The organism is Acinetobacter sp. YH12132, from assembly GCF_013418645.1.
GTDB lineage: Bacteria > Pseudomonadota > Gammaproteobacteria > Pseudomonadales > Moraxellaceae > Acinetobacter > Acinetobacter indicus.
Genome location: NZ_VPBR01000006.1, coordinates 25,166 through 49,452, shown reverse-complemented (window position 1 = coordinate 49,452; position 24,287 = coordinate 25,166). Strand labels below are relative to the sequence as shown.

Sequence of the window (24,287 nt, the reverse complement as noted above, 5' to 3'; positions counted from 1 at the left end):
ATAACAATCATTATCGAAAGTAAAAAAAAATGTACATGACTGTACATTTTTTGGACGTTTTATCTGTATAGACTTAACGGCTGGAATACTGCTGCTGGTCATCTTCATACACTGGGGTATGTTCGATATAACGTCTTTTGGCCAATGCACGCTCTGCACGACGGTCTTCGCGTAGCAGAAGCAATGTCACAACAATCATCGCCAGGGTTAATGCAGACAGATAGCTGTAGGTCACAGGCAGTTCAAAAACAGTTTGTACGCTAAAACGGACCGTTTCTAAAATGCCCCAAAATGCCATACCGGCCAACATGAAGCTTAACCAACGACGATAAGGCGAAAAGAAAACAGCAATCAAAGCAGCCGCTACCAAGCTCAAGCCGACTATAGTTGCTAAATTCGCTGTTAACATAAAAACCTCCGTCCAAAAATGGATGTGGATCTTGTCGAGTCCCCATGCCATCTTCAATACTTGTAAATGAATGGCAAGGCCAATTTCAAATCTATGGAAGCATTATGAGTAGTTTTCTGGATAAAAAAAGACTTAAATTTTGACCACGCGACACACATTGTCGCAATATTATATTGTCATTACACTTTTTTAATTTTAAAGATTTCTGAAGATAAGGCTACTCCTTCTTTCGCGTGTCATTACAAAAAAACAACCTGCAAAACTGCCCTGAAAATATTTTTTTCGATGTTTTTAAAGCAGATTTCGATTCAGTCAAAAAATGAACATTTGCCCTTGTTCACTGATTTTGCATAAAAAAAGCGCAGCCCTTATGCTGCGCTTGATTCAACCTGTGATGTGCTTAAGCCCGGTTCAGGTCTTTATCATGGACACCTAATAGATACAAAACACCATCCAAGCCAACGCTGGAAATCGCCTGATTGGCATTTTCACGTACCAGCGGTTTGGCACGGAAAGCAACCCCCAGACCGGCAATGGATAGCATTGGCAGGTCATTGGCACCATCACCTACCGCAATGGCCTGCTCCAGAGAAATACCCATTTTCTCGGCCAGTTCACGCAGCAACAGGGCTTTACGCGCACCATCCACAATATGGCCTTTCACTTCACCGGTCACTACGCCATGCTCGACATCCAGAATATTGGCATGTACTTCATCAATCCCCAGCTTGTCCTGCAGATATTCGGCAAAGTACTGGAATCCGCCCGATAGAATCGCAGTGCGATAGCCCAGGGCTTTTAAGGTCGAAATCAGACGCTCGGCGCCTTCAGTCACGGTTAAACGCTCGGCGATTTTTGGCAGAACCGACGCATCCAGACCTTTTAGCAAGGCCACACGGGCACGGAAACTTTGCTGGAAATCCAGCTCGCCCTGCATGGCACGCTCGGTAATTTCAGCCACTTGTGCACCGACACCGGCTTCAATCGCCAGTTCGTCAATCACTTCCTGCTCAATTAAGGTTGAGTCCATGTCAAAGCAGACCAAACGACGGTTACGGCGATAAGCATTGTCTTCCTGTACCGCGACATCGACGCTTAGCGCGTTGGACAGGCTTAAACAGGCGGCACGCATGGCTGCGGCATCGAGCATCTGACCGCTTAAACCAAACTGCACACAGGCACGTTTTGGCCCCTGGCTGGAACCATCTGCTGCCGGACGGCCAGACAGACGGGTCACGGTCTCAATATTGAAACCCTGGCTGGATACAATTTGTGTTACTGCCTGCAGATGAGAGGCATTGAGTTCTGGCGCCAAAGCCGTCACGATGTAACGAGTACGGCCACCTTCATTGACCCATTGTTCATACTCTGTTGCAGAGATCGGTTTAAAGCGCACAGTTAAGCCAATATCATGTGCTAAAATCAGGATCTCTTTCATGGCTAATGCGGTAGCCGTCTGGTCATCTGATGAGACGACAATACCTAAAGTCAACTGGTTATGAATGACCGCCTGACCGACATCTAAGATTTGTAAGGAATGAGCGGACAGAACCTGCATTAATCGAGTAAACTGATTCGGTTGGTCAGGTCCTAAAAATGATATAAGAATGATTTCTCGCATGAATTGACTCGGGTCTGAGCTACAACTATTGTTAGAATCATAATCGAAATTAAGTAGAATTACTTTGGAAGTTTACGTTGAATGCGCCTAGACAAGGGCTATTTGCTAGCCTACTGACCATAAGTTTTGCCTTGCATACCTTTTTACTGGTACTGGCAACGACTCACCAGCTCAATGAAAATCGGGCCAGTCAAGGCCAGCTGATCACCAGCCAGCTGGTCACAGACAGCCTGTCCGAGCTGGAACCGGCCAATACCGTTTCACTGGCACTTCTGGCCGATCGTTATGCCACCAACCCGAGTATTGCCTCAATTCGCATTCTGAATACCAACAATCAGGTGCTGGCCACCGGTGGCCTGGCCAAAACCCGTCAGGGTGAAGTCTTTGTACGCGATGCGCTGCAAAACGAAAAGAAAGTCGGCACCATTGAAGTGACCCTGGTCAAACCAAGTATTGGCGAAATTCTGCGTACCCAGTGGATGGCGATTCTCAGTTCGCTGTTTATTCATGCCCTGCTGTGGCTGGCCTATCGTGCGATTGCCCGTCCAAGCCGTTCAGAATATCTGGCGCGTATCAACAATGAATCGCGTCTGAAACACGAAATCCAGAATCTGACCCAGGCACTGGAGCAGGAAAAACACAATACCGCATTGGCGATTGCACAGGCGCAGCAACAGGCCAAAGCCGCACCAAAACTGAAAGAAAACAAACCGGCCCCGGTTGATCAGCATACAATTTCGTTAAACATCCAGTTCTATGATCCGAAACAGTTGATGGATACGGTCAACAAAACCGTTTCGGTGCCGTATTTTAATCTATGCCAGATTTTCCTGAACAAGAGCATCGAGCTGTGTGTGCAGCACTATAAACTTAGCCAGCAGGATATCACCACGGTACAACCATTCCATGAAGATGGCGCCACCTTAAGCATGTCGGCCGATAAACCGAATGCGGCACCGTGTCTGGCGATGATTGGCACCGTGTTCCAGCTGCTGTCTGAAGTGCTGTATAAACGCTACCGTGAAGAAAAACGCTTTGTGCTGCAAACCCGCAGTGCACTGTCCAGCCCGGTCGATGCCATGCAGCTGTCTTCGGTGCAGGCGGCAGAACGCTTGGTCAGCCAGCTGTCAGCTAAGGAAAATGCGGTGCATTTACCGCATGAATTACTGAAAACCCTGTCCGATCATTATGAACTGGTCAGTATGCCAAACCCGACCAATGTGCTGACCCGGCATGCCTATATGGTCAATGGCATGGACAGTGAAGCGGCCGAACTGGCCCAGCAGTTAAGAACTGAAATTTTACGTGGCAAGCACTCTAAAGCGTCTTAAGACGCAGCAGCCGCTGTCGTCTGATCAAAATCCTGACCCGTGTCAGGATTTTTTGATAGAGGCTTAGAGTTTGAGGAGCTTTTTTTGCAGTAAATAGGCCTGTGCACTGTGCAGGGGCTGTTCCGGTTCCGGCTGCACTTTCTGCCAGTGGCCATCGGACTGCAATTCCCAGGCATTCTGGTTGTCATTTAAATAGCTGCGTAAACCATCTTCGACAATACATTTCTTGATCTTGCTGTCCAGAATCGGGAAACAGGTTTCAACCCGTGAGAACAGGTTACGTCCCATCCAGTCAGCGCTGGCACAGAACAGTTTTTTCTCGCCGCCATGTTCAAAATAATAGACGCGGGTATGTTCCAGGAAACGACCGACAATCGAACGCACCCGGATATTGTCTGACATGCCCGGCACTTGGGGAATCAGGCAGCAAATCGAACGGATAATCAGATCAACCTGCACCCCGGCCTGCGAGGCACGGTATAGCGCCGCAATCAGTTGTGGCTCGGTCAGGGCATTGACTTTAATCATGATCTGCGCGGCTTTGCCGGCCTGGGCAAATTCAATTTCCTGTTCAATCAGTTTCAGCAGTTCAGTGTGCAGGGTGAACGGCGCATGCAGCAGGTTTTTCAGTTTGGCCATTTTGCCCATGCCGGTCAGTTCCTGGAACATGCGGTGCACATCTTCACAGATATCCGGCTGGGTGGTCATCAGGCCGTAGTCGGTGTACATGCGCGCATTGCCGGCATGGTAGTTACCGGTGCCCAAGTGCACATAACGCACCAGCTGGTCCTGCTCGCGGCGTACCACCAGAATCATTTTGGCATGGGTTTTATAGCCGACAATGCCATACACCACTACCGCACCGGCTTCCTGCAGCACGTTGGCAACCATGATATTGGATTCTTCGTCGAAGCGGGCACGCAGTTCAATGACCGCAGTGACTTCCTTGCCATTACGCGCCGCTTCAGCCAGTACCTGCACAATTTCCGAGTCCGGACCACTGCGATACAGGGTCTGTTTAATTGCCAGCACATGCGGATCTTTGGCCGCTTCTTTGAGCAGGCTGATCACCGGCTGAAAAGAATCAAACGGATGATGCAGCAATACATCCTGCTTTTTCAGCACCTCAAAAATTGGTTTCTGCTTGCGAAATACCGGCGGAATCACCGGACTAAAAATCGGATATTTCAGTTCCGGACGGTCAAAACTGGTGGTGAGACGCGACAGGTTAATCGGGCCACTGGTCTGATACAGCTGCTGCTGATCCAGATCAAACTCATCTAGCAAGTAGTCAATAATACTCTGCGGGCAGTCATCTTCAATTTCCAGACGCACCGCACGACCAAAACGGCGTGATGACAGCTCATCTTTTAAGGCCACCGCCAGATCATCGACATCTTCCGACAGAATCAGGTCGGCATTTCGGGTGACACGAAAAGCATAGCAGCCGGTGGCTTTCATGCCTGGGAACAGGTCATTGATATGCTGCTGGATAATTGCCGTCAGGAAAATCTGTTCCTCCCCTTCCCCGGCCACTTCAGGCGGCAAGGTAATTAAGCGCGGCAAGGAACGTGGGGCTGGCACAATCGCCATTTCAATTTCACGGCCAAAGGCATCCTTACCTTCCAGACTGACAATAAAGTTCAGGCTTTTATTGACCAGTCGCGGAAACGGATGTGACGGGTCCAGACTGATTGGGGTCAGTACCGGCTGGACCTGTTTGGCAAAATACTGGGCAATCCAGGGTTTATGCTTGTCCTGAATTTGTGGATATTGGATAAAACGAATCCCGGCCTGCTGCAACTGCGGCAGAATGTCCTGATTTAAGGTGCGATATTGCAGCTCGACCGCCGCATGAATTTCTTCAGATAACTGTGCCAGCACCAGTTCGGTCGGAATTGCATCCGGAGTGCGGGTCAGGGCATTTAAATCCAGCTGTTTCATTAAACCCGCCACGCGGATTTCAAAAAACTCATCCAGATTTCGGGAAAAAATAATCAGAAAGTTTAAGCGTTCCAGCAGCGGCAGACGCTCATCCAGCGCTTGGGCCAATACCCGTTGATGGAACTCGAATAATGCCAGTTCCCGATTGAAATAGGTCATGGATGAATGCTGAAAATCGCTCATATCTCACTCTATGCTGTCTTACAACAGTCTGTTTGTGCCGCCTCTGTGAGGGCATCTTAGAAATTGAATATGACAGTTGTGTTACAAAAATGACCAAATGATGAAAATTAGCCCAAATTTGTTCAAAATAAAAATCTGTTTTTTATCATTTTTTTGTTTTTTTATCTAATTAAAAAGACAGCATATTCAATATACTAAGGCATCCTTGCCTTGATGACAGCCGGATGACAGCTGTCCTTTATTGGCGCTGCCGGCTGGCCCAATAGGTGGCCAGTGCCGGTCCAGAAATATTGTGCCATAAACTGAAGATGGCGCTCGGCACGGCGGTCACCGGAGACGCGGCAAAATGCACCGCCGCCAAGGCCACGCCCAAGCCAGAATTCTGCATTCCGACTTCAATCGACACCGCTTTACTGTCGGCATAGGGCAATTTAAATAAACGCGCTGCCCAGAAACCAAGTAAATAGCCCAGGCCATTGTGCAGCATCACCACCGCTAAAATCAGCAAGCCGCTTTCCAGAATCTGTGCCCGGCTGCCGGCGATAATTGCCGCGACAATGGCAACAATCGCCACCACCGAAACCAGTGGCATCAGGGTAATGGAACGCTCTACCTGGGTTTTAAACAGCGCGCGTAGCAGCAGGCCCAGCACAATCGGGAACAGCACCACCTGTAAAATCGAGCTCAGCATGGACCAGGCATCAATTTCAATCCACTGACTGGCCAGCACAAAGAAAATCGCCGGGGTCAGTAGCGGCGCCAGCAAGGTCGACACCGAAGTACAGGCCACCGATAAGGCGGTATTGCCTTTGGCCATATAGGTAATTACATTGGAAGCTGTACCACCCGGACAGCAGCCAACCAGAATCACCCCAATGGCAATTTCCGCCGGTAACCGGAATAAGGCACATAACAGATAGGCCAACAGCGGCATCACCATAAACTGCGCGGCCACGCCAATCGCGACTGCTTTCGGGCTTTGCAGCACGCCTTTAAAATCCTGCAGTGACATGGTCATGCCCATACCAAACATGATGATGCCAAGCATCCAGGTGATATAGGCTTTTAACCAGACAAAAGCCTCTGGCTGATACATGGCAATCACGGCAAATAGCAGCACCCACAGGGCAAAAGTTTTCTGTACAAACTGGCTAAAACCTAACACCATAGACCTCGGCACGTTCTGAATGAATGATTCGGGCCAATCAGGCCAGGCTTGGCTGTGCAGCAGGCTGTAACAGGCCCAACACATCTTTGCTATAGACCCGTTTTACCCCATGCGCTAGCATCTCCTGCCAGGCATGTTGCAATGAACCTTTCAGGTCTATGCCTTTGCTGGCATCGGCAATGACAAAGGTATTAAAGCCCAGCTTGCAGGCATCTATGGCGGTCCAGGCCACGCAAAAATCGGTGGCAATGCCGGTAATAAACACCGTGTCGATACCACGCGCTTTTAAATAGCCAGCGAGACCGGTGGTGGTTTTCTGATCCGCTTCCATAAAGGCCGAATAGCTGTCAATTTGTGCATGAAAACCTTTACGGATAATCAGCTGCGCCTGCGGCAAGTCCAGTGCCGGATGCAGTTCGGCATCGGCTGTGCCCTGGACGCAATGTGCCGGCCACAGCACCTGCTCGCCATATTCCAGCATCACCACTTCATACGGCTGTTTGCCCGGATGATTGTCGGCAAAAGAAATATGATTCTGCGGATGCCAGTCCTGGGTCAGGACAATATTGTCGAAGACCTGCCCCAGCTGGTTAATGATCGGAATAATCTGATCGGCATCAGCGACGGCCAAATTACCGCCCGGTGTAAATCCATTTTGTACATCTACTACGATCAATGCCGTCTGCGCTTGCATAACACCTATCCATGTTTCGCTTATTGTCAGCGTCCTAGCATATACCAAATGGATGGTTTTGTTGCAGCGGAATCATTGGACTGTACGGTGAAAACAAAACAGCCCGCATATGCGGGCTGTCTGAAGGGGTCGTTACAATGCGTGTTTAGTTTTGAATACGACGCACCAGCAGTAACATAAAGATGGCAGAGATCACGATACATGGAATCGCGGCAGAGATCACCCCTGCTGCACCAAAGCCAGCCGTTAACAGTGAACCGGCAATCGCAGGCCCAAGCATCGCACCAACACGGCCCACGGCAGACGCCACACCAATACCGGTACCACGCACTTCAGTTGGATACACAATACCACCGAAGGCATACAGTACACCCTGACAGCCAATGACGAATGCACCCACCAGCGCAGAGGCCAGATACATTTGAGTTAATGAACCTGCAGCGTTCAGTGCCAGCAGACCGGCCAGAATACCGCCATACATCAACAGAATGACATAGGCTTTTTTCCAGCGATCGGTCAGCATACCCAAAATAACGGTACCAATCGTCGCGCTGACCATAAAGTAGAACTGTGCAGTTGCGCCTTCTTTACGCGAGAAGCCCAGTTCCTGGAACAGCGACGGTAACCAGCTCAGCATGATGTACACCACCATCAGGGTGAAGAAATAGCTGACCCAGATGAACATGGTACGGAGCAGGTTGTTCGAGTTAAACAGATCCTTAAACGAACCTTGTGGCGTAGCTTCTGCTGTCGTATTCTTCGCAGCCTGATCTTTGGCTTTTAAATATTCCTTCGATTCTGGCAATAACCACATCATCACTGGAATGACGATAATCGGTAATAAACCGCCCAGGTAGAAAATGTTTTTCCAGTTAGAACCGAAATCGGTACTGGCAATTAACGATAAAATCGCAGCACCGACTGGCATACCACAGTACATCAGACCTACGGCACGGCCACGGTTTTGTGGTGATACCGCTTCAGAGGCCAGCGTAATCAGAATTGGCATGGCTGCACCCAGACCGGCACCGGCCAGGAAACGTACCGCCAGCAATGAGTTAAAGCTGTTGACCCATACGGTACATAAAGTAAAGACCGCAAACACGGCAGTCGACCAGATTAGCACCTGTTTACGGCCAATACGGTCTGCCACGCGTCCACCAACCAGTGCACCAGGCAATAAGCCCAGAATCCCTGCACTAAAAAACACCCCCAATTGCGAGCTATCGAGGCCAAAATGCTCACGGATACCAGCTGCGGCAATACCTGCTGCCTGGATATCCAAGCCTTCAATGACCGCAATCAAGAAACAGATGGCTACTGTCACAATCGCATGTCGATTATCTGATCTTTCCATTGGAGAATCCTTGTTTCAATCAGTGTTTATAAAAGGTTAAGGCCGCCATCATCTATGAGGATGTCCTTTGAATTAACTACCAATAAGTGGAATAAAGCGCTGGTCTGGCAAAAAATTAATAGACATTTCTTATTTTAAGACACGCAAACATATAGTTTTAGAAAGACTTAATTGAGGCATATCAATTTAAAAAAACATTAAAATCCATATAAATATCAACGATTACAAACAAACAAACAGTCAAAATTATTATTTTCATTTAGATCTGAAAAAAATCATTCAGTAAAGTTTTAAGCAGGAAATGGCATTAAAAAAAAGCCTGTTCAAATAATTTTCAGGTCTAGTTTAAGTGTTTTTTTATCTTAATTCCGACCCTTTTACCTGGTTTTCACAGCTTTTTACTGCTTTTTCCAGGCAAAATTGCTGTCCGGACAGCTTCTATAGGCCTGTGCTTACTCACCAGTTCATTCTAAAGTCGAAGATGAACCGGAACTGCTGTAAAAGCACCAACTTATGCCTTATACCGGACTGTTTTGAGCAGCGGATAAAGTTGATATTGGCTTTGACTTACGGATATTGTTCTGACACACTGAATCAGTCATAATTTGCATAAGCATTATTCAATCATGACTTATTGAATTCTGACTCAAATCAAAATACTGCAACCATCCACGTTTTCTGTTTCTACGAACTTTTGTGGATGGAAAAATAGGATATTTTTTCAAAATGACTCAGCAAGCACAGACCATTCAAGGCTCAATTGTCGCAATCGTCACCCCAATGTTAGAAGATGGCAGCGTAGATTGGAAAGGTCTCGAGAAGCTGGTTGAGTGGCACATAGAACAAGGCACGAACAGTATTGTGGCCGTGGGCACGACAGGTGAAGCCTCTACATTAAGCATGGCTGAACATACACGTGTGATTAAAGAAATCATTCGCGTGGCCAACAAACGTATCCCGGTGATTGCTGGTACTGGTGCAAACTCAACGCATGAAGCGATCGAACTGACCAGAGAAGCCAAAGAACTCGGCGCCGATGCCGCACTTCTCGTCACGCCATATTATAACAAGCCAACCCAGGAAGGGTTATATCAGCATTATAAGACTATTGCCGAAGCAGTGGATCTGCCACAAATCCTGTATAACGTTCCGGGCCGTACTGGCGTCGACATGTCCAACGAAACAGTGATTCGTCTGGCCGACATTCCACAAATTGTGGGCATTAAAGATGCCACTGGCGATGTACCACGTGGCCGTGAATTACTGGCCGGTCTGGCGGGTAAAGACATGACTGTCTATTCAGGTGATGATGCCACTGCCTATCAGTTAATGCTGGCTGGTGCCAAAGGCAATATCTCGGTTACGGCCAATGTGGCACCAAAAGTCATGAGCGAAGTTTGTGCCGCAGCCATTGCCGGCGACAATGACAGCGCTGAAGCACGTAACAATACAGTTGCAAATTTACACAATATTCTATTTTGTGAATCAAACCCAATTCCGGTGAAATGGGCACTTCATGAAATGGGCTTAATTGGTACCGGCATCCGCCTGCCATTAACGCCACTTGCAGAACAATATCGCGCACCGTTACGTGAAGCTTTACAGGCTTCGGGTGTCATTTAATAAGAGCACAATATTATGCAATTACGTTTTGGTTTAATCGCTGCACTTTCAGTGGTAAGTTTGGCAGGTTGTAGTTCTTTAGCCATCAGCAATGGCTCTCTGGATTATAAAGACACCACCACCCTTGCGCCCTTACAATATCCTGAAGGTGCTGTGGCCCGACCAGCAACGCCATTGTATCCTGCACCAACGGTTGACCCACTGGCCATTGAACATGCACCGAAGCTGGAAAACAGCCGTGGCAACCGTTTCGCACTTCCTCGTCCTCCAGCCGTAGAGCCAACTCAGGCCGCTGCTGTACAGGACAACACCGCGCCAGGTCGTCCACAACCGGTTGTAGATGGAAATCAAAATCCACTGCTCAAAATAGATGGAAATTCTGCTACAATTTGGCAGTATACGCTTGCCACACTCAGCAGCCTGAACCATAGCATTATTGGTCAGAGCAAAAACCGTTACGAAGTCACCATCTCGGTCGATCAACAGACCTACGTCTTAAGACTCACCTCTGTCGGTACAAGTAACAACCTGGCTGTGTTCAACGCCGACAACAGTTTTGCAGACAAAGAAAAAGCTGCAGACCTGTTGGCCCAGATTTACCAAAATTGGCCAGCCTAGACATTACTAGGCATTTTTTTCTGAAAAAGGTTCCCTCATGTTAAAACAAACCTTGCTCTATACTGGTAAAGCGAAATCTGTTTATACCACAGATAGTGAAGACCACCTGATTTTAGTCTTTCGTGACGATGCCTCTGCGTTCAATGGCGAAAAGATCGAACAACTAGATCGTAAAGGTAAGGTGAACAACCGTTTTAACGCCTTTATTATGGAAAAACTGGCTGAAGCCGGTATCGAAACGCATTTTGAAAAACTGCTAACCCCAAATGAAGTGCTAGTGAAAAAGCTGAGCATGATTCCGGTTGAATGCGTAATCCGTAACTATGCAGCTGGTTCTCTGTGCCGTCGCCTCGGTGTCGAAGAAGGCAAGGAACTGACCCCGCCAACATTTGAACTGTTCTTTAAAGATGATGCCTTAGGCGATCCAATGGTCAACGAATCTCAAGCAATTGCGCTGGGTTGGGCGACTGCTGAGCAGCTGGCACAAATGAAAGAACTGACTTACAAAGTTAACGATGTACTAAAAGCCCTGTTTGATGCCGGCAACATGATTCTGGTCGATTTCAAACTTGAATTTGGTGTGTTCCACGACCGTATCGTGCTGGGTGATGAATTCTCTCCAGACGGCTGCCGTCTATGGGACAAAGACACCAAGAAAAAACTCGACAAAGACCGTTTCCGTCAAGGTTTAGGCGGCGTGGTTGAAGCCTATGAAGAAGTTGCGGCACGTTTAGGCATCAACCTCGACAATATCTGATCATCTCCAAGATGAACGATAAAAAAACCGGATCAGCTGATCCGGTTTTTTATTGGCTGAGTTTTCTCACTCTCAATCGAAAAAACAAATTCAACTTATAAAAATGATCGTTTTTACATATTTTTAGTTTTGACCTATGCTTAAGCACATAGGCAAGACACGGTAAATTTTACAGTGACTGCCGATCAGTTTCGTTAATCCTCGCGGATGTTCTCTCCCAATCTAACATCCAGTTTGGCCCAATTCATCCCTCTGAATTGGGCTTTTTTTATTGCTACTGTTGCTGCTGCATCCAGCGCCGCTGCTGTAAACGCTCGGCTTCAACTTCGCGTTTATTGCGCGCCGATTCATACAGCTTGGTGCCTTTTAATTCTAGCGGCAAATAATCCTGCAATACAAAATGCTCCGGATAATTGTGCGGATACAGATAATCCACCCCGTAGCCCTGCTCTTTCATCAGCTTGGTCGGCGCATTACGCAAATGTAACGGTACCGGCAAATTGGCGGTTTTTTCCGCCAAGTCCAGCGCCTTGTTAATGGCCAGATAGGTACTGTTACTTTTGGCACTGGTGGCCAGATAGACTGCACATTGGCCCAGAATAATCCGCGCTTCCGGCATACCAATCACCTGCACTGCGCGGAAACATTCACCGGCCAGCAACAAGGCATTTGGGTTGGAATTGCCAATATCTTCCGAGGCAGCAATTAGCATACGCCGCGCAATAAACAGCGGGTCTTCTCCACCCTTGAGCATGCGCGCCATCCAGTACAGAGTCGCATCCGGGTCACTGCCGCGAATCGACTTAATAAAGGCCGAGACCAGATCATAATGCTGCTCGCCAGATTTGTCGTAACGGGCAATATTCTGCTGCGCCACTTTCACGACCAGGGCATTGTTAATACTGTTTTCTGTGTCCGGCTCAAAGGTGCCGGCAATCAGCTCGAGTAAATTGAGTGCCTTACGTGCATCACCCGCCGCAAACTGCACCAGTGCTTCAAACTCTTCAATCTGGATATAACGTTCTTTTAAGAAGCTATCATTCTGGACGGCCTGGGTCAGCAGCTGCTGGATGGCCTCGGCACTCAGTGCATTTAAGGTATAGACCTGGCAGCGCGACAGCAAGGCACTGTTCACCTCAAAAGACGGGTTTTCCGTGGTGGCACCAATCAGGGTAATTTTGCCCTTCTCGACTGCATTTAATAAGGCATCCTGCTGGGATTTATTAAAGCGGTGAATCTCGTCAATAAACACCACCGGCGTTAGTAAATCGCCGCCATCGGCAATCACTTCACGTAATTCCTTAACCCCGGTATTGAGCGCAGACAGACTGACAAAAGGACGATCAACCGCCTGCGCCAGCAACAAGGCAATGGTGGTTTTTCCAACGCCTGGTGGTCCCCAGAAAATAATCGAAGGCAAATGGCCCTGATCAATCATTTGACGTAACGGGGCCTGCTCCCCCAGAAGATGATCTTGACCGATAATCTGCGACAGATCGCGCGGGCGCAAACGTTCAGGAAGTGGAATATGGCTGTCTGACATAGAAGGTTTTCTGTACAAAGCTGCGGCTGAGTGTACTATGTTATGGCAAAATGCAGTATTTCAATAGCCGATTTTTTAGCGCTTGCTGCGGCAAACTGAGTCTAAATGTAGGCAGTTGTTTTATCAGGTTTAAATCGCCAATTTTGCTCTTAAAGATACAGACGGCCTAAAAACTTAACGTACCCAGCGCACAATATAGTCTTCTATTTCTTCTTCATTGACTTCCGTTTCAGAAATACAGCGGCCAGCGGCCGATTTTTTGGCGCGAATCACGCTCTGACGTGAACCGGTATTTAAATAATGCCAGGACGGCAGGTTTTTACCTTCTTTTAAACGGCGATAGGCACAGCTTGGCGGTAGCCAGTGAATACTGTCCAGCTTTTCCGGCGTCAGCTGAATACAGTCCGGCACCTGTTGCTGCCGGTTCGGATAGTCCGAACAGCGGGCAGTCGTACAATCCAGCAGCTTGCAGGCCACTTTGGTGTAAGCGACTTCATGACTGTCTTCATCTTCCAGTTTAACTAGGCAACATAAGCCGCAGCCATCACACAGCGCTTCCCATTCTGCCTGGGTTAAGGCTGTTAACGGATAATTTTTCCAGAATTGGGGACGAAGCTGATCAGACATGATGCACAACACTACAAAATAACCGGTCTATTATAACAGTCTTCTACAAAAGCATGTGCTATGTCATAGATACAATAGAATCATAGACTTAAATAAATAGTTGAACACTTAATAAACAAAAGCAAAACAATCAAATCAGCGACTTGCCCCTATACTTGATCAAGAAGTATAAAAACACATGGAGAAAAATTATGTTTCGTTGGGCCATTATCTTCGCTGTAATCGCACTTATTGCCAGTCTACTCGGTTTCGGTGGTGTCGCTGGTTTATCTAAAGATTTCGCGGTCATTCTGCTGGTTATTGCTGTTATTCTGGCAATTGTCGGCTTCCTGTCCCGCGGCAAGGTATAGTTTCTTATACCCTGACCCTCACAAAAAAGAAGGATGCAAATCCTTCTTTTTTTATGCCTGTGTTTAGACCGACAGCAGATACAGACCTATTATTCTTTATTATTCTTTGAAAAATAACTTAAAAATATTTTCTCACATTTGTTTAGGCGCATTGAAATGTTTTTCAAACCGCTGTCTCATTTTTATGTTTTAATCGAATTATTTCAAAAAACACAAGGATTGGACGCATGACTTTAGCAATCAAAACTCGCGAAATTCAGTATACGGCGGCAGATGGTAGCCAGTTGGTCGGTTATTTTGCTGCACCCGAAACCGATGCACCAGTCGCGGGTGTGATTGTGGCACCGGAATGGTGGGGCCGAAATGAATATATTGAACAGCGTACCCGCGAACTGGCAGAACATGGTTATGCCGCCCTGGCCATTGATATGTATGGCGACAAGAAAAATACCACCACGGCTGCCCAGGCCAATGAATGGATGAGCCAGACCTTTGAAGACCCGAATACAATTGTGACTCGTGCGTCTGCGGCTTTGGACACTTTAGCTGCCCAACCGGAAGTAAATCAGGCTAAACTGGCAGCCATTGGCTTCTGTTATGGCGGCAAAGTGGTGCTGGATTTGGCCCGTTCAGGCGCCAACCTGCAAGCCGTTGCGACTTTCCATGCCATTCTGGCGGCCAGAGAACCAGCGCAGGAAGGCAAGGTACAGGCAGAAATTCTGGTGCTGCATGGTGAACTGGACAGCATGGTAACGCTGGATGATGTGGCCAGCTTCCGTGAAGAAATGCACGCTGCCCAGGTAGAACATGAAGTGATTGTATTTGAAGATGCCAAGCACGGCTTTAGTAACCCGCTGGCCGATGAACGTGCCAAAGCCAATGGCGTCGACCTCGGCTATAGCCCGATAGCAGAACAGCAAAGCCTGGATGCCATGTACCAATTATTACAACGCCGTTTGGCCTGATTCTGGCATGAGGCCATATATATTGAAAAAGATTAATGAATTTGAATAGAGGATAGAAGAATGACCGAACAAGACTGCCCATATTGCAACTTTGATGAATATGATGTCATTGCCAAAAATGATTATGGCGTGATTCTACCTGAACCGAACGCATTGTCTAAAGGCCACTGTGTCATTATCCCTCTACGTCATGTCAGTTCTTTTTTTGATGTTACCGACAAAGAACGTAAAAGCCTGATGTCGCTGCTGGAACTGGCGCGGAATGAATTACAGCTGCGCCATCAACCGGCGGGCTTTCATGTCGGCTTTAACGATGGCGATGTGTTTGGCAGCCCATCGCAGCATTTGCATATCCACATTATTCCGCGCTATGAAGGTCAAATCCTCAAGCTGGACCAACGCTGGGGGATGAGCGGCAGCATCTAAGCCTTGCCGCTACCAAAACAGAAGGTGATGCCGCGGCATCACCTTTTTTATTGCCTGCTGCATCGGCAAGATTTGGGTATACTAGGCGACTGCTTAACAGTTCCGGTTCTCATGTCTGCCTTTTCTTTTTCCCATGCCCTGCTTTCCTGGTTTGATGTACACGGTCGCCATGACCTGCCCTGGCAGGTGGCCGATAACCCGTATAAAGTCTGGGTATCGGAAATCATGCTGCAGCAGACCCAGGTCAAAACCGTGCTGCAATATTTCGAGCGCTTTATTCAGCGTTTTCCCGATGTGGAAAGCTTAGGCCGTGCCTCCTGGGATGAAGTGGCGCCATACTGGGCCGGACTCGGTTACTATGCGCGGGCACGTAATCTGCATAAAGCGGCTGGCATAGTGGCCCAGCAAGGACATTTCCCAGAAAATCTGGAACAATGGATGGCCCTGCCTGGCATTGGCCGCTCGACCGCAGGCGCACTGATGTCTTTGGGTCTCAGACAATACGGCGTAATTATGGATGGCAACGTCAAACGGGTGCTGGCGCGCTTTTTTGCCATTGAAGATGATCTGTCCAAACCGGTACATGAACGGGCCTTGTGGCAGCTGGCAGAACAGCTGTGTCCGACCGAGCGCAATCATGACTACACCCAGGCGATTATGGACCTCGGTGCCACCATCTGTACCCCGAAAAAACCCTTATGTCTGTACTGCCCAATGCAACAGCACTGCAAGGCCCACCAGCAGGGCCTAGAAGCCGAATTACCATTTAAAAAACCGAAAAAAGCCGTACCCGTAAGACAGGCCCAGGTATTGCTCTTACACAGTGATGGCCAGTGGCTATGGCAGCAGCGGCCGAATAGCGGCCTCTGGGGCGGATTATGGTGCCTGCCGATTATTGATGATCCAGCGCAGTTTCAGGCGCTCTGTCAGCGTCTGGGTCTGAAACAGCGACAACAGCAGCTGCAGATTTCACACAGCTTTACCCACTTTACCTGGCTGCTGGATGCCAGTGTAATTCCGGTCGAACCGGACCAGCAGGAACATCTGGCGATTGAGCTGGACGCCGAATGGATGACGCCGGCACAGGCTACTGCACGTGGACTGCCGACCGCCATGAAAAAATTGATCTCGGCCGCCGATTTATGACATAGTCAAAGACTGGAATTCGAATACCATCGACATAATAATCATCAGGGAGATGCTGTGCTTCGCTCGATTTCACTCTGCTGTGTTTTCTTCAGTCTGATTCTGCTAGCAGCCTGTACCTCGGCACCGAAAAAACCTGCGGCGCCCCTACCGCCGGCCATGGTCAAAAAACTGCAGCACATGCCACTTAAAACCCGCTTGCCAGTGCCGGTACAGGGCGTCAAACGTCAGCACTTGCAAGATACCTGGGGCGCGTCACGCAGTCGCGGTCGCCTGCATGAAGGCATTGATATTCTAGCGCCACGCGGCAGCAAGGTGTACAGCGCCACCGAAGGCCTCATTGCCGACTTACGCAATAACAATTTGGGTGGTAAAGTGGTATGGATTCTGGGACCGGGCGGCAGCTGGCATTATTATGCCCATCTGGACCGGCATAAACGTGGCCTGAAGGTCGGAGATTATGTCAAGAAAGGCGATCTCATTGGCTATGTCGGCAATAGCGGCAACGCCCGCCATACCGCGCCGCATCTGCATTATGGCCTGTATTTAAATGGCAAAGGTCGCGGTGCAGTCAATCCCTATCCCTATTTACGTTAGTTTGCTTTAGGAAGTGTACATGTCAGAAGCATTGATCAATCGACTGGTCGAATTTGCCGAATCCGGGAATCAACAGAAAATTATGTTGAACGGCCAGAGTCATCAGGGCTGGATCATGGAAATTACTGAAGATGCACTTCTGATCAGCACCGGCTATGCCGATAAATCCGGCAAGGATGTCTGGATTGCCTTTGCCGATCTGCCTCAGGCGGAATTGTCTTACTGGGATAACCGTCAGGATCAATGGGTTCATTTCCAGCTTTAAACCCGTACAGGAGCATCATCTATGGATCGAACACGCTGCGGCTGGTGCTCCGAAGATCCGCTCTATATCGCCTACCACGACCAGGAATGGGGCCGCCCGCTTCACGATGAAGCGCAGCTGTTTGAAATGCTATGTCTGGAAGGCCAGCAGGCCGGTCTGGCCTGGATTACCGTGCTCAAAAAACGCGAATGTTACCGTCAGCATTTTTTTCAATATTCCATTGCCGATATTGCCGCGTTGTCTGATCAGGCCTTGCAGGACAAATTACAGGATCGCGGATTAATCCGGCATCCGGCCAAACTCGCAGCCATCCGCACCAATGCTCAGGCCTGGCTCCAGCTGCAGCAGCAAGGTATCAATCTGGTCGACTGGCTGTGGCAATTTGTCGATCATCAGCCCGAGCAGCATACCGTGCCCGATTATCGCAGCGCCCCGACCTATACTGCAGCCAGTGTGGCACTGTCTAAAGCTTTAAAAAAGCAGGGCTTTCAATTTGTTGGCCCCACCATCTGTTATGCCTTTATGCAGGCCGTCGGCATGGTCAACGACCATGAAGATCACTGCGCCTTTAAATCTCTTCCCCCTTTAGCCGAGGAGCACTCATCATGAGCAACACTACCATTCGTGCCTATGCCGCCATGCAACCCGGCGAAGCGCTGGTGCCATATCAGTTTGATGCTGGCGAACTGTTGCCGCATCAGGTCGAAGTTCAGGTGGAATATTGTGGCCTGTGCCATTCCGATTTATCGGTGATTAACAATGACTGGCGTTCTTCGGTCTATCCGGTGGTGGCCGGGCATGAAATTATTGGTACCATTGTCCAGTTAGGAAGTGAAGCCAAAGGATTATCTGTGGGCCAGCGCGTTGGCATTGGCTGGACGGCAGAAAGCTGCCAGCACTGTGATCCGTGCCTGTCCGGCCGGCAGGTGCAATGTACCGGCGATAGTGTCGCCACCATTGTCGGACATGCCGGCGGTTTTGCCGATAAGGTCCGCGCCGGCTGGCAATGGGTCATTCCCTTACCGGATGATCTGGATGCGGAAAGTGCCGGCCCGCTGCTCTGTGGCGGTATTACCGTATTTGATCCGATCATTAAGCACCAGATTCAGGCGGTGCATCATGTCGGGGTGATTGGAATTGGCGGCCTTGGGCATATTGCCATTAAACTGCTCAAAGCTTGGGGCTGTGAAATTACGGCCTTCAGTTCCAACCTGGAGAAAACCGCAGAGTTAAAAGCCATGGGCGCCGATCATGTGGTGAATAGCCGTGACAGCGCTGCCCTGAAAGCCCAGCGCGGCAAGTTTGACCTGATTTTAAGTACGGTGAATGTTAGCCTGGACTGGCCGGTATATCTGTCTGCCCTGGCACCAAATGGTACGCTGCATATGCTGGGCCTGACCTTAGAGCCGTTACAGGTCTCGGCTGGTGCGTTAATTGGTGGTGGCAAAGCGGTGACAGGTTCATCGACCGGTTCACCATCGACCTTGCGCCAGTTACTGAAATTTGCCGCCCGCAAACAGCTGGCGCCGCAGGTTGAAGTGTTCCCGATGTCGCAGATTAACGAGGCAATTGAACATTTACATGCTGGCCGGGCGCGTTACCGGGTGGTGCTGAAAGCAGATTTTTAATCTGCTTTGAAGCCAAATCTATAATAGATACAATTACTCACGAATAAATTGGGCCGCCTCTGCGGCTGGCCCCGATTGTATAAAAAATGTGTTAGATATTCAGTCTGTTATGGCATATGCTTAACGATGCGCATATATTAATTAGCCAAACCGAATGATTGATGTCAGCGGTTTGATTCAAAAAGTCTGCTAACATGAAAGCAGCTTTGACACGATAAAATGATTTGAGAAAACCTATGAGTAAAGCCTTACCCATTGCTGTTGCTGTAATTTTAGGCGGTGCTGCACTTGTTCCTGTTTATTATGCAACTCAACACCCTGCCACTGTATCCTCAAAAGCATCTGCAAATGCGTCTGCAGTTGAAAAAATCAGCTATGCATTAGGCTATGAAGTTGCCCATCAAACTCCACCAGAGCTGGACATTAACAGCTTTGTGACTGGTGTCCGTGAAGGTCATGCGCGTCAGCAGCCAGCCTATACTGAAGAAGAATTACAAAAGGCCTATGAACAGTTCCAGCAGGAACTGCAACAAAAACAGGCTGATCAGGCCCAGCAGGCACAAACGGCCAGCGATGCCTTCCTGACTGAAAATGCCAAACAGGCAGGGGTACAAACCACCGCGTCAGGTCTGCAATATAAAATTACCCAGCAAGGCAATGGCAAACAGCCAACGGCCAGCTCTGTGGTAAAAGTACACTACACTGGTAAACTGGTCGATGGCAAAGTATTTGACAGCTCGGTTGAGCGTGGTGAACCAATCGAGTTCCCGTTAAACCAGGTGATTCCAGGCTGGACCGAAGGTCTGCAACTGATGAAAGAAGGCTCGAAAGCCACGCTGTATATCCCGTCACAACTGGGTTATGGCGAACAGGGCGTGCCGGGCATGATTCCACCAAACAGCACCCTGATCTTTGATGTTGAGCTGATTGAAGTAAAATAAAAACAAGGAGAGCCTGGCTCTCCTTCGTTGTTTAGGGACCCATAATATGAAAAAAACGATCACCCTGCTCGGCCTCGCCCTGTGTAGCGCGGCCACACTGGCTCAACCGGTGACCACCAAAAGCTCCACTGAACAGCAGGTGGGCTACAGCTTTGGTTATTTAATGGGGCGCAGCAATGTCGACACCTTAAAAGGTATGGATCTGGATGCCTTTGTGGCGGGTTTAAAAGCCGCCTCACTGGGCCAGCAAGCCAGCCTGAGCGATGAAGACATGGCCCGTATTCTGACCCAGTTCAAAAAGCAGGCCGAAGCCAAACAGCTGATTGAGCTGAAACAGCGCGCTGAAGCCAATGACATGATTGGCAAGGCCTTTCTGGCAGAAAACTCGCGTAAGGATGGGGTGAAAGTCACTTCATCGGGGCTGCAATATCTGGTTCTGCAAGCGGGTTCCGGAAAAAAACCGAAAGCCAGCTCCAAAGTACGCGTGCATTATGAAGGCCGCCTGATTGATGGCACCGTGTTTGATAGCTCGATGGCGCGTCAGCAACCGGCTGAATTTCAGGTCACACAAGTCATTCAGGGCTGGACCGAAGGGCTGCAACTGATGCGTGAAGGAGCCAAATACCGCTTCTTTATTCCAGCGAATCTGGGCTATGGCCAGATTGGTTCTGGCGATGCGATTGAACCGAACAGCACCCTGATTTTTGATGTCGAACTGCTGGAAGTGATCAATAAATAAAGATGCTTGTGCTGCTCATGCAGCCTCATCTTTCAATAAAAGCCCATAAAAAAACCCTTTGAGACTCAACGGCTCAAAGGGTTCTTTTATAGGAGCTGAACATCTTTCGCGTTCAGCTCTCAGTAATTAAGGTTTTAAATGACGCGGTCTAAAACCAGTGGCCAGCAGACCAAGAGCATAAGCTGCCACACCCACCACACACAGCAGTAGTACTTCCAGCACACGCATCCATTGCGATACATCACCGTTATACCAGCTCAAGGCGTACCATAAGGCAGCCACCATCACCGCATTGGCCGTGCCAAACTGGAACAGCAGTTTTTTCCAGTGCCCACCAAAACGGAAAATATCGCGTTTATGCAGATAGAAATACAGCATACCGGCATTGACCAGCGCGGAACCTGAAGATGCCAGTGCCAGCGCCATGTGCTCGGCTTCCCAGTCAATCAGTTTAAACAGCCCAATAAACACCACGTTTAAAATGGCATTGGCTGCCACCGCCATTAAACCGACCCGAACCGGGGTGCGGGTATCCTGCTGGGCATAAAAGCCCGGAGCAAAAACTTTAATCAGCATAAAGGCAATGACCCCGGCACTCATACATTGCAGGGCCAAGGCCGTCATCTGGGTATCTTCCCAGGTGAACTGGCCGCGCTGGAACAGGGCCTGAATAATTGGGGTCGACAGCATAAACAGTGCAATACTGGCAGGCACACCAGCCAGCACAATAATTTTCGCCGCCCAGTCCATCATGCCACGGAATTTTTCCTGATTCTGCTCGGCATGGCGCGCCGACAAGGATGGTAAAATCACCGTACCAATTGCCACCCCAATCAGGCCCAGCGGCAACTCGGTCATCCGTTCGGCACTGTACAGCCACGATACCGAACCATCCTGCATAAATGACGCCCAGATGGTGTTCAGCAACAGGTTAATCTGGGTCACCGATACCCCAAACAGGGCCGGCAGCATCAGCTTCATGATGCGCTCAACGCCTTCATGCTTGAAGTCGATTTTTGGCGGAATCAGCAGCTTTTTACGCCATAATTCCGGAATCTGGATCGCCAGCTGCAAGGCTCCGGCAATAATCACCGCCCAGCCCAAGGCCATAATCGGCTCGGCCATATACGGCGTTAGCCACAGGGCTCCGGCAATCATGGCCAGATTTAGTAGCACCGGTGCAAAGGCCGGCGTGGTAAAGGAGCCATAACTGTTTAAGATGCTGCTGGCAAAAGCGGTCAGCGACATAAACAGCAAATAGGGAATGGTCAGGCGGAACATGTCCGTGGCCAGCGCAAATTTTTCCGGATCGCTATGGAAACCTGGTGCGTAAACGTACATCACCGCCGGCGCCGCCACCATGGCAGCCAGTGTCAGCAGGCTCATCACCGAGGCCAGACAGCCAAACACCCGGCTAATCAGAATCTGCACTTCGGCATGGGTGCGGCTGGTTTTATATTCGGTCAGAACCGGAATAAAGGCCTGGGAAAATGCCCCTTCAGCAAACAGTCGCCTGAAAAAGTTCGGGATACGAAAGGCCACCACAAAGGTATCGAAATCCTTTCCCGCACCAAACACATTTAATAACACAATATCCCGCACCAGTCCCAACACCCGGGACAGCATGGTCATCGCACTGACAATAAAGGTCGATCGCCAAAGCGCCATCGGAACCACCCAAATAAAAATTTAGCCGCTATTGTAAAGAAACCTAAGCACAAGTTTCGTTATGAATTGATGAAGATGCTGCTTCTATCCTGCTGTTGCAGTCACGCAGTAAAGACCGGAACCGGCTCCAGTCAAAATAAGGTCCCGGATCGGTCTTGCGCCCCGGGGCAATATCGGAATGTCCAGCCAGATGACGCTGGATTTTCGGATAGGCCTGCTGCAAGGCCGACACCACTTCCGCCAGTACCTGATACTGGATCGCTTCAAAGGGCAGATCATCACTGCCTTCCAGTTCAATACCAATGGAATAATCATTACATTCCGGCTTGGCCAGATAACTGGAACGTCCGGCATGCCAGGCGCGGTCATTGAAATTGACACATTGCAGCACTTCGCCGCTACGCAAAATCAGCAGATGCGCCGAGACCTGCATCCCTTCAATGGTCTGAAAGTAAGGATGCGCCGACCAGTCCAGCCGGTTTTGAAAAAACTGTTCGATATAACCGCCGCCAAACTGTGATGGCGGCAAACTGATATTGTGAATCACCACCAGCTGAATTTCGGTCTGCTGCGGACGCTGGTTAAAATTCGGTGAAGGCACCTGCCGCGCACCTTTTAACTGTCCCTGGATGACCTGAAAAGAAGCCGCCTGCTGCATAGAATGATCCTGATATTTTTTTCAGTATAAAAATTTAGCCCATCCTAAAACTTTCAGCTGAAAATCTCAAATCAGACAAAAAAGCCGCGAAAAAGCGCATCGGGCCAGCCGAACAGTGCTAATATATCGCGCAATTTTCATGGGTAAAGAGATAAGGACAGGCAATGAGCATACCACAATCTTTATTGGAGCAATCTATCCAGATCAATATTCAGCAGGCCCTGCAGGAAGATATTGGCGAGGCAGATATTACCGCTTTACTTACCCCGGAAGATGAACAGGCCACCGCCACCATTATCAGCCGTGAAGACATGGTGCTGGCCGGTCAGCCTTGGGTGAATGCCTTAATCCAGCAGTACGATCCAAGCGTTCAGATTGAATGGCTGAAACAGGATGGTGATCGCGTGGCGGCCAATGAAGCCTTTTTAAAGCTGGCCGGTTCTGCGCGCAGTTTATTGACCGTGGAGCGCCCTGCCCTTAACTTTGTCCAGACCCTATCGGCCGTGGCCACCAAAACCGCCGAATATGTGAAACAGCTCGAGGGCCTGCACACCAAACTGCTGGATACCCGTAAAACCTTGCCGGGTCTGCGTATTGCACAAAAATATGCGGTCACTGTAGGCGGCGGCCAAAACCATCGTCTGGGGCTGTTTGATGCCTTCCTGATTAAAGAAAACCATATTATGGCTGCTGGCGGTATTGCCCAGGCCATTGCCAAAGCCCATCAAATTGCACCGGGCAAACCGGTGGAAGTAGAAGTTGAAACCTGGGATGAGCTGAATCAGGCTCTGGACGCTCAGGCCGATATCGTGATGCTGGATAACTTTAGCCAGCAACAGATGATTGATGCAGTCAAGCATGTGGCCGGTCGCTGCAAACTGGAAGCATCGGGCAATATCACCATTGCCAACCTGCGTGAAGTGGCCAGCACTGGTGTCGATTATATTTCTATGGGCGCTCTGACCAAAGATGTCAAAGCGGTCGATTTATCCATGCGTTTTAATGCTTAATCGCAATTCGATATTTGTC

At 49.2% G+C, this 24,287-nt stretch carries 25 protein-coding genes; 15 read left to right on the top strand and 10 right to left on the bottom strand.

Annotation, left to right across the window (positions count from 1 at the left end):
* Positions 1-73: 73 nt before the first annotated feature.
* Together aciT and serB are read right to left on the bottom strand one after the other, a co-directional pair.
* The gene (gene aciT / locus FTU67_RS08425) at positions 74-409 is read right to left on the bottom strand and encodes a ciprofloxacin tolerance protein AciT (protein WP_005180916.1); all 336 of its coding nucleotides are present in this window, start codon (positions 407-409) and stop codon (positions 74-76) included.
* A 400-nt stretch (positions 410-809) separates the two neighbouring features.
* Positions 810-2,030 carry a phosphoserine phosphatase SerB gene (serB, locus tag FTU67_RS08420; protein WP_005180917.1) on the bottom strand — a complete coding sequence of 407 codons (1,221 nt, stop codon included), beginning with the start codon at positions 2,028-2,030 and terminating at the stop codon, positions 810-812.
* Positions 2,031-2,107: 77 nt separating this feature from the next.
* Here serB and FTU67_RS08415 point away from each other — a divergent pair, with 77 nt between their 5' ends.
* Positions 2,108-3,361, top strand: a complete 1,254-nt coding sequence (locus tag FTU67_RS08415; protein WP_005180919.1) for a hypothetical protein — start codon at positions 2,108-2,110, stop codon at positions 3,359-3,361.
* Positions 3,362-3,424: 63 nt separating this feature from the next.
* On the opposite strand, the gene ppk1 is transcribed toward FTU67_RS08415, so the two are convergent.
* The 4 genes from ppk1 to mhpT form a co-directional block, all read right to left on the bottom strand.
* Positions 3,425-5,488 carry a polyphosphate kinase 1 gene (gene ppk1, locus FTU67_RS08410; protein ID WP_180061628.1) on the bottom strand — a complete coding sequence of 688 codons (2,064 nt, stop codon included), beginning with the start codon at positions 5,486-5,488 and terminating at the stop codon, positions 3,425-3,427.
* Positions 5,489-5,726: 238 nt separating this feature from the next.
* On the bottom strand, positions 5,727-6,656 hold the full coding sequence (locus tag FTU67_RS08405) for a bile acid:sodium symporter family protein (RefSeq protein WP_034598041.1): 930 nt from the start codon (positions 6,654-6,656) through the stop codon (positions 5,727-5,729).
* Between the two features lie 37 nt (positions 6,657-6,693).
* Positions 6,694-7,350 carry a bifunctional nicotinamidase/pyrazinamidase gene (gene pncA, locus FTU67_RS08400; RefSeq protein ID WP_163140786.1) on the bottom strand — a complete coding sequence of 219 codons (657 nt, stop codon included), beginning with the start codon at positions 7,348-7,350 and terminating at the stop codon, positions 6,694-6,696.
* Between the two features lie 145 nt (positions 7,351-7,495).
* Positions 7,496-8,707, bottom strand: coding sequence for a 3-(3-hydroxy-phenyl)propionate transporter MhpT (gene mhpT, locus FTU67_RS08395; RefSeq protein ID WP_180061627.1), 1,212 nt, complete (start codon positions 8,705-8,707; stop codon positions 7,496-7,498).
* Positions 8,708-9,433: 726 nt separating this feature from the next.
* Between mhpT and dapA the strand changes: the two genes are divergently transcribed.
* Genes dapA through purC form a run of 3 tightly spaced genes read left to right on the top strand, consistent with a single transcriptional unit; the run spans position 9,434 to position 11,705 of the window.
* The gene (gene dapA / locus FTU67_RS08390; RefSeq protein WP_005180931.1) at positions 9,434-10,330 is read left to right on the top strand and encodes a 4-hydroxy-tetrahydrodipicolinate synthase; all 897 of its coding nucleotides are present in this window, start codon (positions 9,434-9,436) and stop codon (positions 10,328-10,330) included.
* 15 nt (positions 10,331-10,345) lie between these two features.
* The gene (locus tag FTU67_RS08385; protein ID WP_005180933.1) at positions 10,346-10,948 is read left to right on the top strand and encodes a hypothetical protein; all 603 of its coding nucleotides are present in this window, start codon (positions 10,346-10,348) and stop codon (positions 10,946-10,948) included.
* A 37-nt stretch (positions 10,949-10,985) separates the two neighbouring features.
* A complete protein-coding gene (gene purC, locus FTU67_RS08380) occupies positions 10,986-11,705 on the top strand; it encodes a phosphoribosylaminoimidazolesuccinocarboxamide synthase (protein ID WP_005180935.1) in 720 nt (239 codons plus the stop codon).
* Positions 11,706-11,979: 274 nt separating this feature from the next.
* On the opposite strand, the gene FTU67_RS08375 is transcribed toward purC, so the two are convergent.
* Together FTU67_RS08375 and FTU67_RS08370 are read right to left on the bottom strand one after the other, a co-directional pair.
* On the bottom strand, positions 11,980-13,248 hold the full coding sequence (locus tag FTU67_RS08375; protein ID WP_180061626.1) for a replication-associated recombination protein A: 1,269 nt from the start codon (positions 13,246-13,248) through the stop codon (positions 11,980-11,982).
* A 174-nt stretch (positions 13,249-13,422) separates the two neighbouring features.
* Positions 13,423-13,875, bottom strand: coding sequence for a YcgN family cysteine cluster protein (locus FTU67_RS08370; protein WP_016658695.1), 453 nt, complete (start codon positions 13,873-13,875; stop codon positions 13,423-13,425).
* A 191-nt stretch (positions 13,876-14,066) separates the two neighbouring features.
* Here FTU67_RS08370 and FTU67_RS08365 point away from each other — a divergent pair, with 191 nt between their 5' ends.
* The 10 genes from FTU67_RS08365 to FTU67_RS08320 all read left to right on the top strand — a co-directional run bounded on the left by FTU67_RS08365 (position 14,067) and on the right by FTU67_RS08320 (position 20,932).
* Entirely contained in the window at positions 14,067-14,225 is a 159-nt protein-coding gene (locus FTU67_RS08365) for a DUF1328 domain-containing protein (protein WP_005006601.1), read from the top strand.
* A gap of 227 nt (positions 14,226-14,452) precedes the next feature.
* Positions 14,453-15,190, top strand: a complete 738-nt coding sequence (locus FTU67_RS08360; protein WP_104498363.1) for a dienelactone hydrolase family protein — start codon at positions 14,453-14,455, stop codon at positions 15,188-15,190.
* A gap of 60 nt (positions 15,191-15,250) precedes the next feature.
* Positions 15,251-15,616: an HIT family protein gene (locus FTU67_RS08355; protein WP_005180943.1), complete on the top strand. Its 366-nt coding sequence runs from the start codon at positions 15,251-15,253 to the stop codon at positions 15,614-15,616.
* Between the two features lie 111 nt (positions 15,617-15,727).
* A complete protein-coding gene (mutY, locus tag FTU67_RS08350) occupies positions 15,728-16,762 on the top strand; it encodes an A/G-specific adenine glycosylase (protein ID WP_104470565.1) in 1,035 nt (344 codons plus the stop codon).
* Positions 16,763-16,819: 57 nt separating this feature from the next.
* Positions 16,820-17,359 carry a M23 family metallopeptidase gene (locus tag FTU67_RS08345; protein WP_005180945.1) on the top strand — a complete coding sequence of 180 codons (540 nt, stop codon included), beginning with the start codon at positions 16,820-16,822 and terminating at the stop codon, positions 17,357-17,359.
* 19 nt (positions 17,360-17,378) lie between these two features.
* Positions 17,379-17,624 carry a hypothetical protein gene (locus FTU67_RS08340; RefSeq protein WP_005180946.1) on the top strand — a complete coding sequence of 82 codons (246 nt, stop codon included), beginning with the start codon at positions 17,379-17,381 and terminating at the stop codon, positions 17,622-17,624.
* A gap of 21 nt (positions 17,625-17,645) precedes the next feature.
* On the top strand, positions 17,646-18,233 hold the full coding sequence (locus FTU67_RS08335; RefSeq protein ID WP_016658692.1) for a DNA-3-methyladenine glycosylase I: 588 nt from the start codon (positions 17,646-17,648) through the stop codon (positions 18,231-18,233).
* Complete coding sequence (locus tag FTU67_RS08330; RefSeq protein ID WP_005180948.1) at positions 18,230-19,252, top strand: NAD(P)-dependent alcohol dehydrogenase; 1,023 nt, start codon at positions 18,230-18,232, stop codon at positions 19,250-19,252. The genes FTU67_RS08335 and FTU67_RS08330 overlap by 4 nt, the downstream gene beginning before the upstream one ends.
* Positions 19,253-19,488: 236 nt before the next feature.
* Entirely contained in the window at positions 19,489-20,193 is a 705-nt protein-coding gene (locus FTU67_RS08325; RefSeq protein WP_005180950.1) for an FKBP-type peptidyl-prolyl cis-trans isomerase, read from the top strand.
* Positions 20,194-20,239: 46 nt separating this feature from the next.
* A complete protein-coding gene (locus tag FTU67_RS08320) occupies positions 20,240-20,932 on the top strand; it encodes an FKBP-type peptidyl-prolyl cis-trans isomerase (protein ID WP_075167944.1) in 693 nt (230 codons plus the stop codon).
* Positions 20,933-21,058: 126 nt separating this feature from the next.
* Here the strand turns inward: FTU67_RS08320 and murJ are convergent, their stop codons facing one another.
* Together murJ and ampD are read right to left on the bottom strand one after the other, a co-directional pair.
* Positions 21,059-22,600 carry a murein biosynthesis integral membrane protein MurJ gene (gene murJ, locus FTU67_RS08315; RefSeq protein ID WP_016658690.1) on the bottom strand — a complete coding sequence of 514 codons (1,542 nt, stop codon included), beginning with the start codon at positions 22,598-22,600 and terminating at the stop codon, positions 21,059-21,061.
* Between the two features lie 43 nt (positions 22,601-22,643).
* Positions 22,644-23,258: a 1,6-anhydro-N-acetylmuramyl-L-alanine amidase AmpD gene (gene ampD, locus FTU67_RS08310; protein WP_016658689.1), complete on the bottom strand. Its 615-nt coding sequence runs from the start codon at positions 23,256-23,258 to the stop codon at positions 22,644-22,646.
* A 164-nt stretch (positions 23,259-23,422) separates the two neighbouring features.
* Here ampD and nadC point away from each other — a divergent pair, with 164 nt between their 5' ends.
* Complete coding sequence (gene nadC, locus FTU67_RS08305) at positions 23,423-24,268, top strand: carboxylating nicotinate-nucleotide diphosphorylase (RefSeq protein WP_104489818.1); 846 nt, start codon at positions 23,423-23,425, stop codon at positions 24,266-24,268.
* Positions 24,269-24,287: the final 19 nt, after the last annotated feature.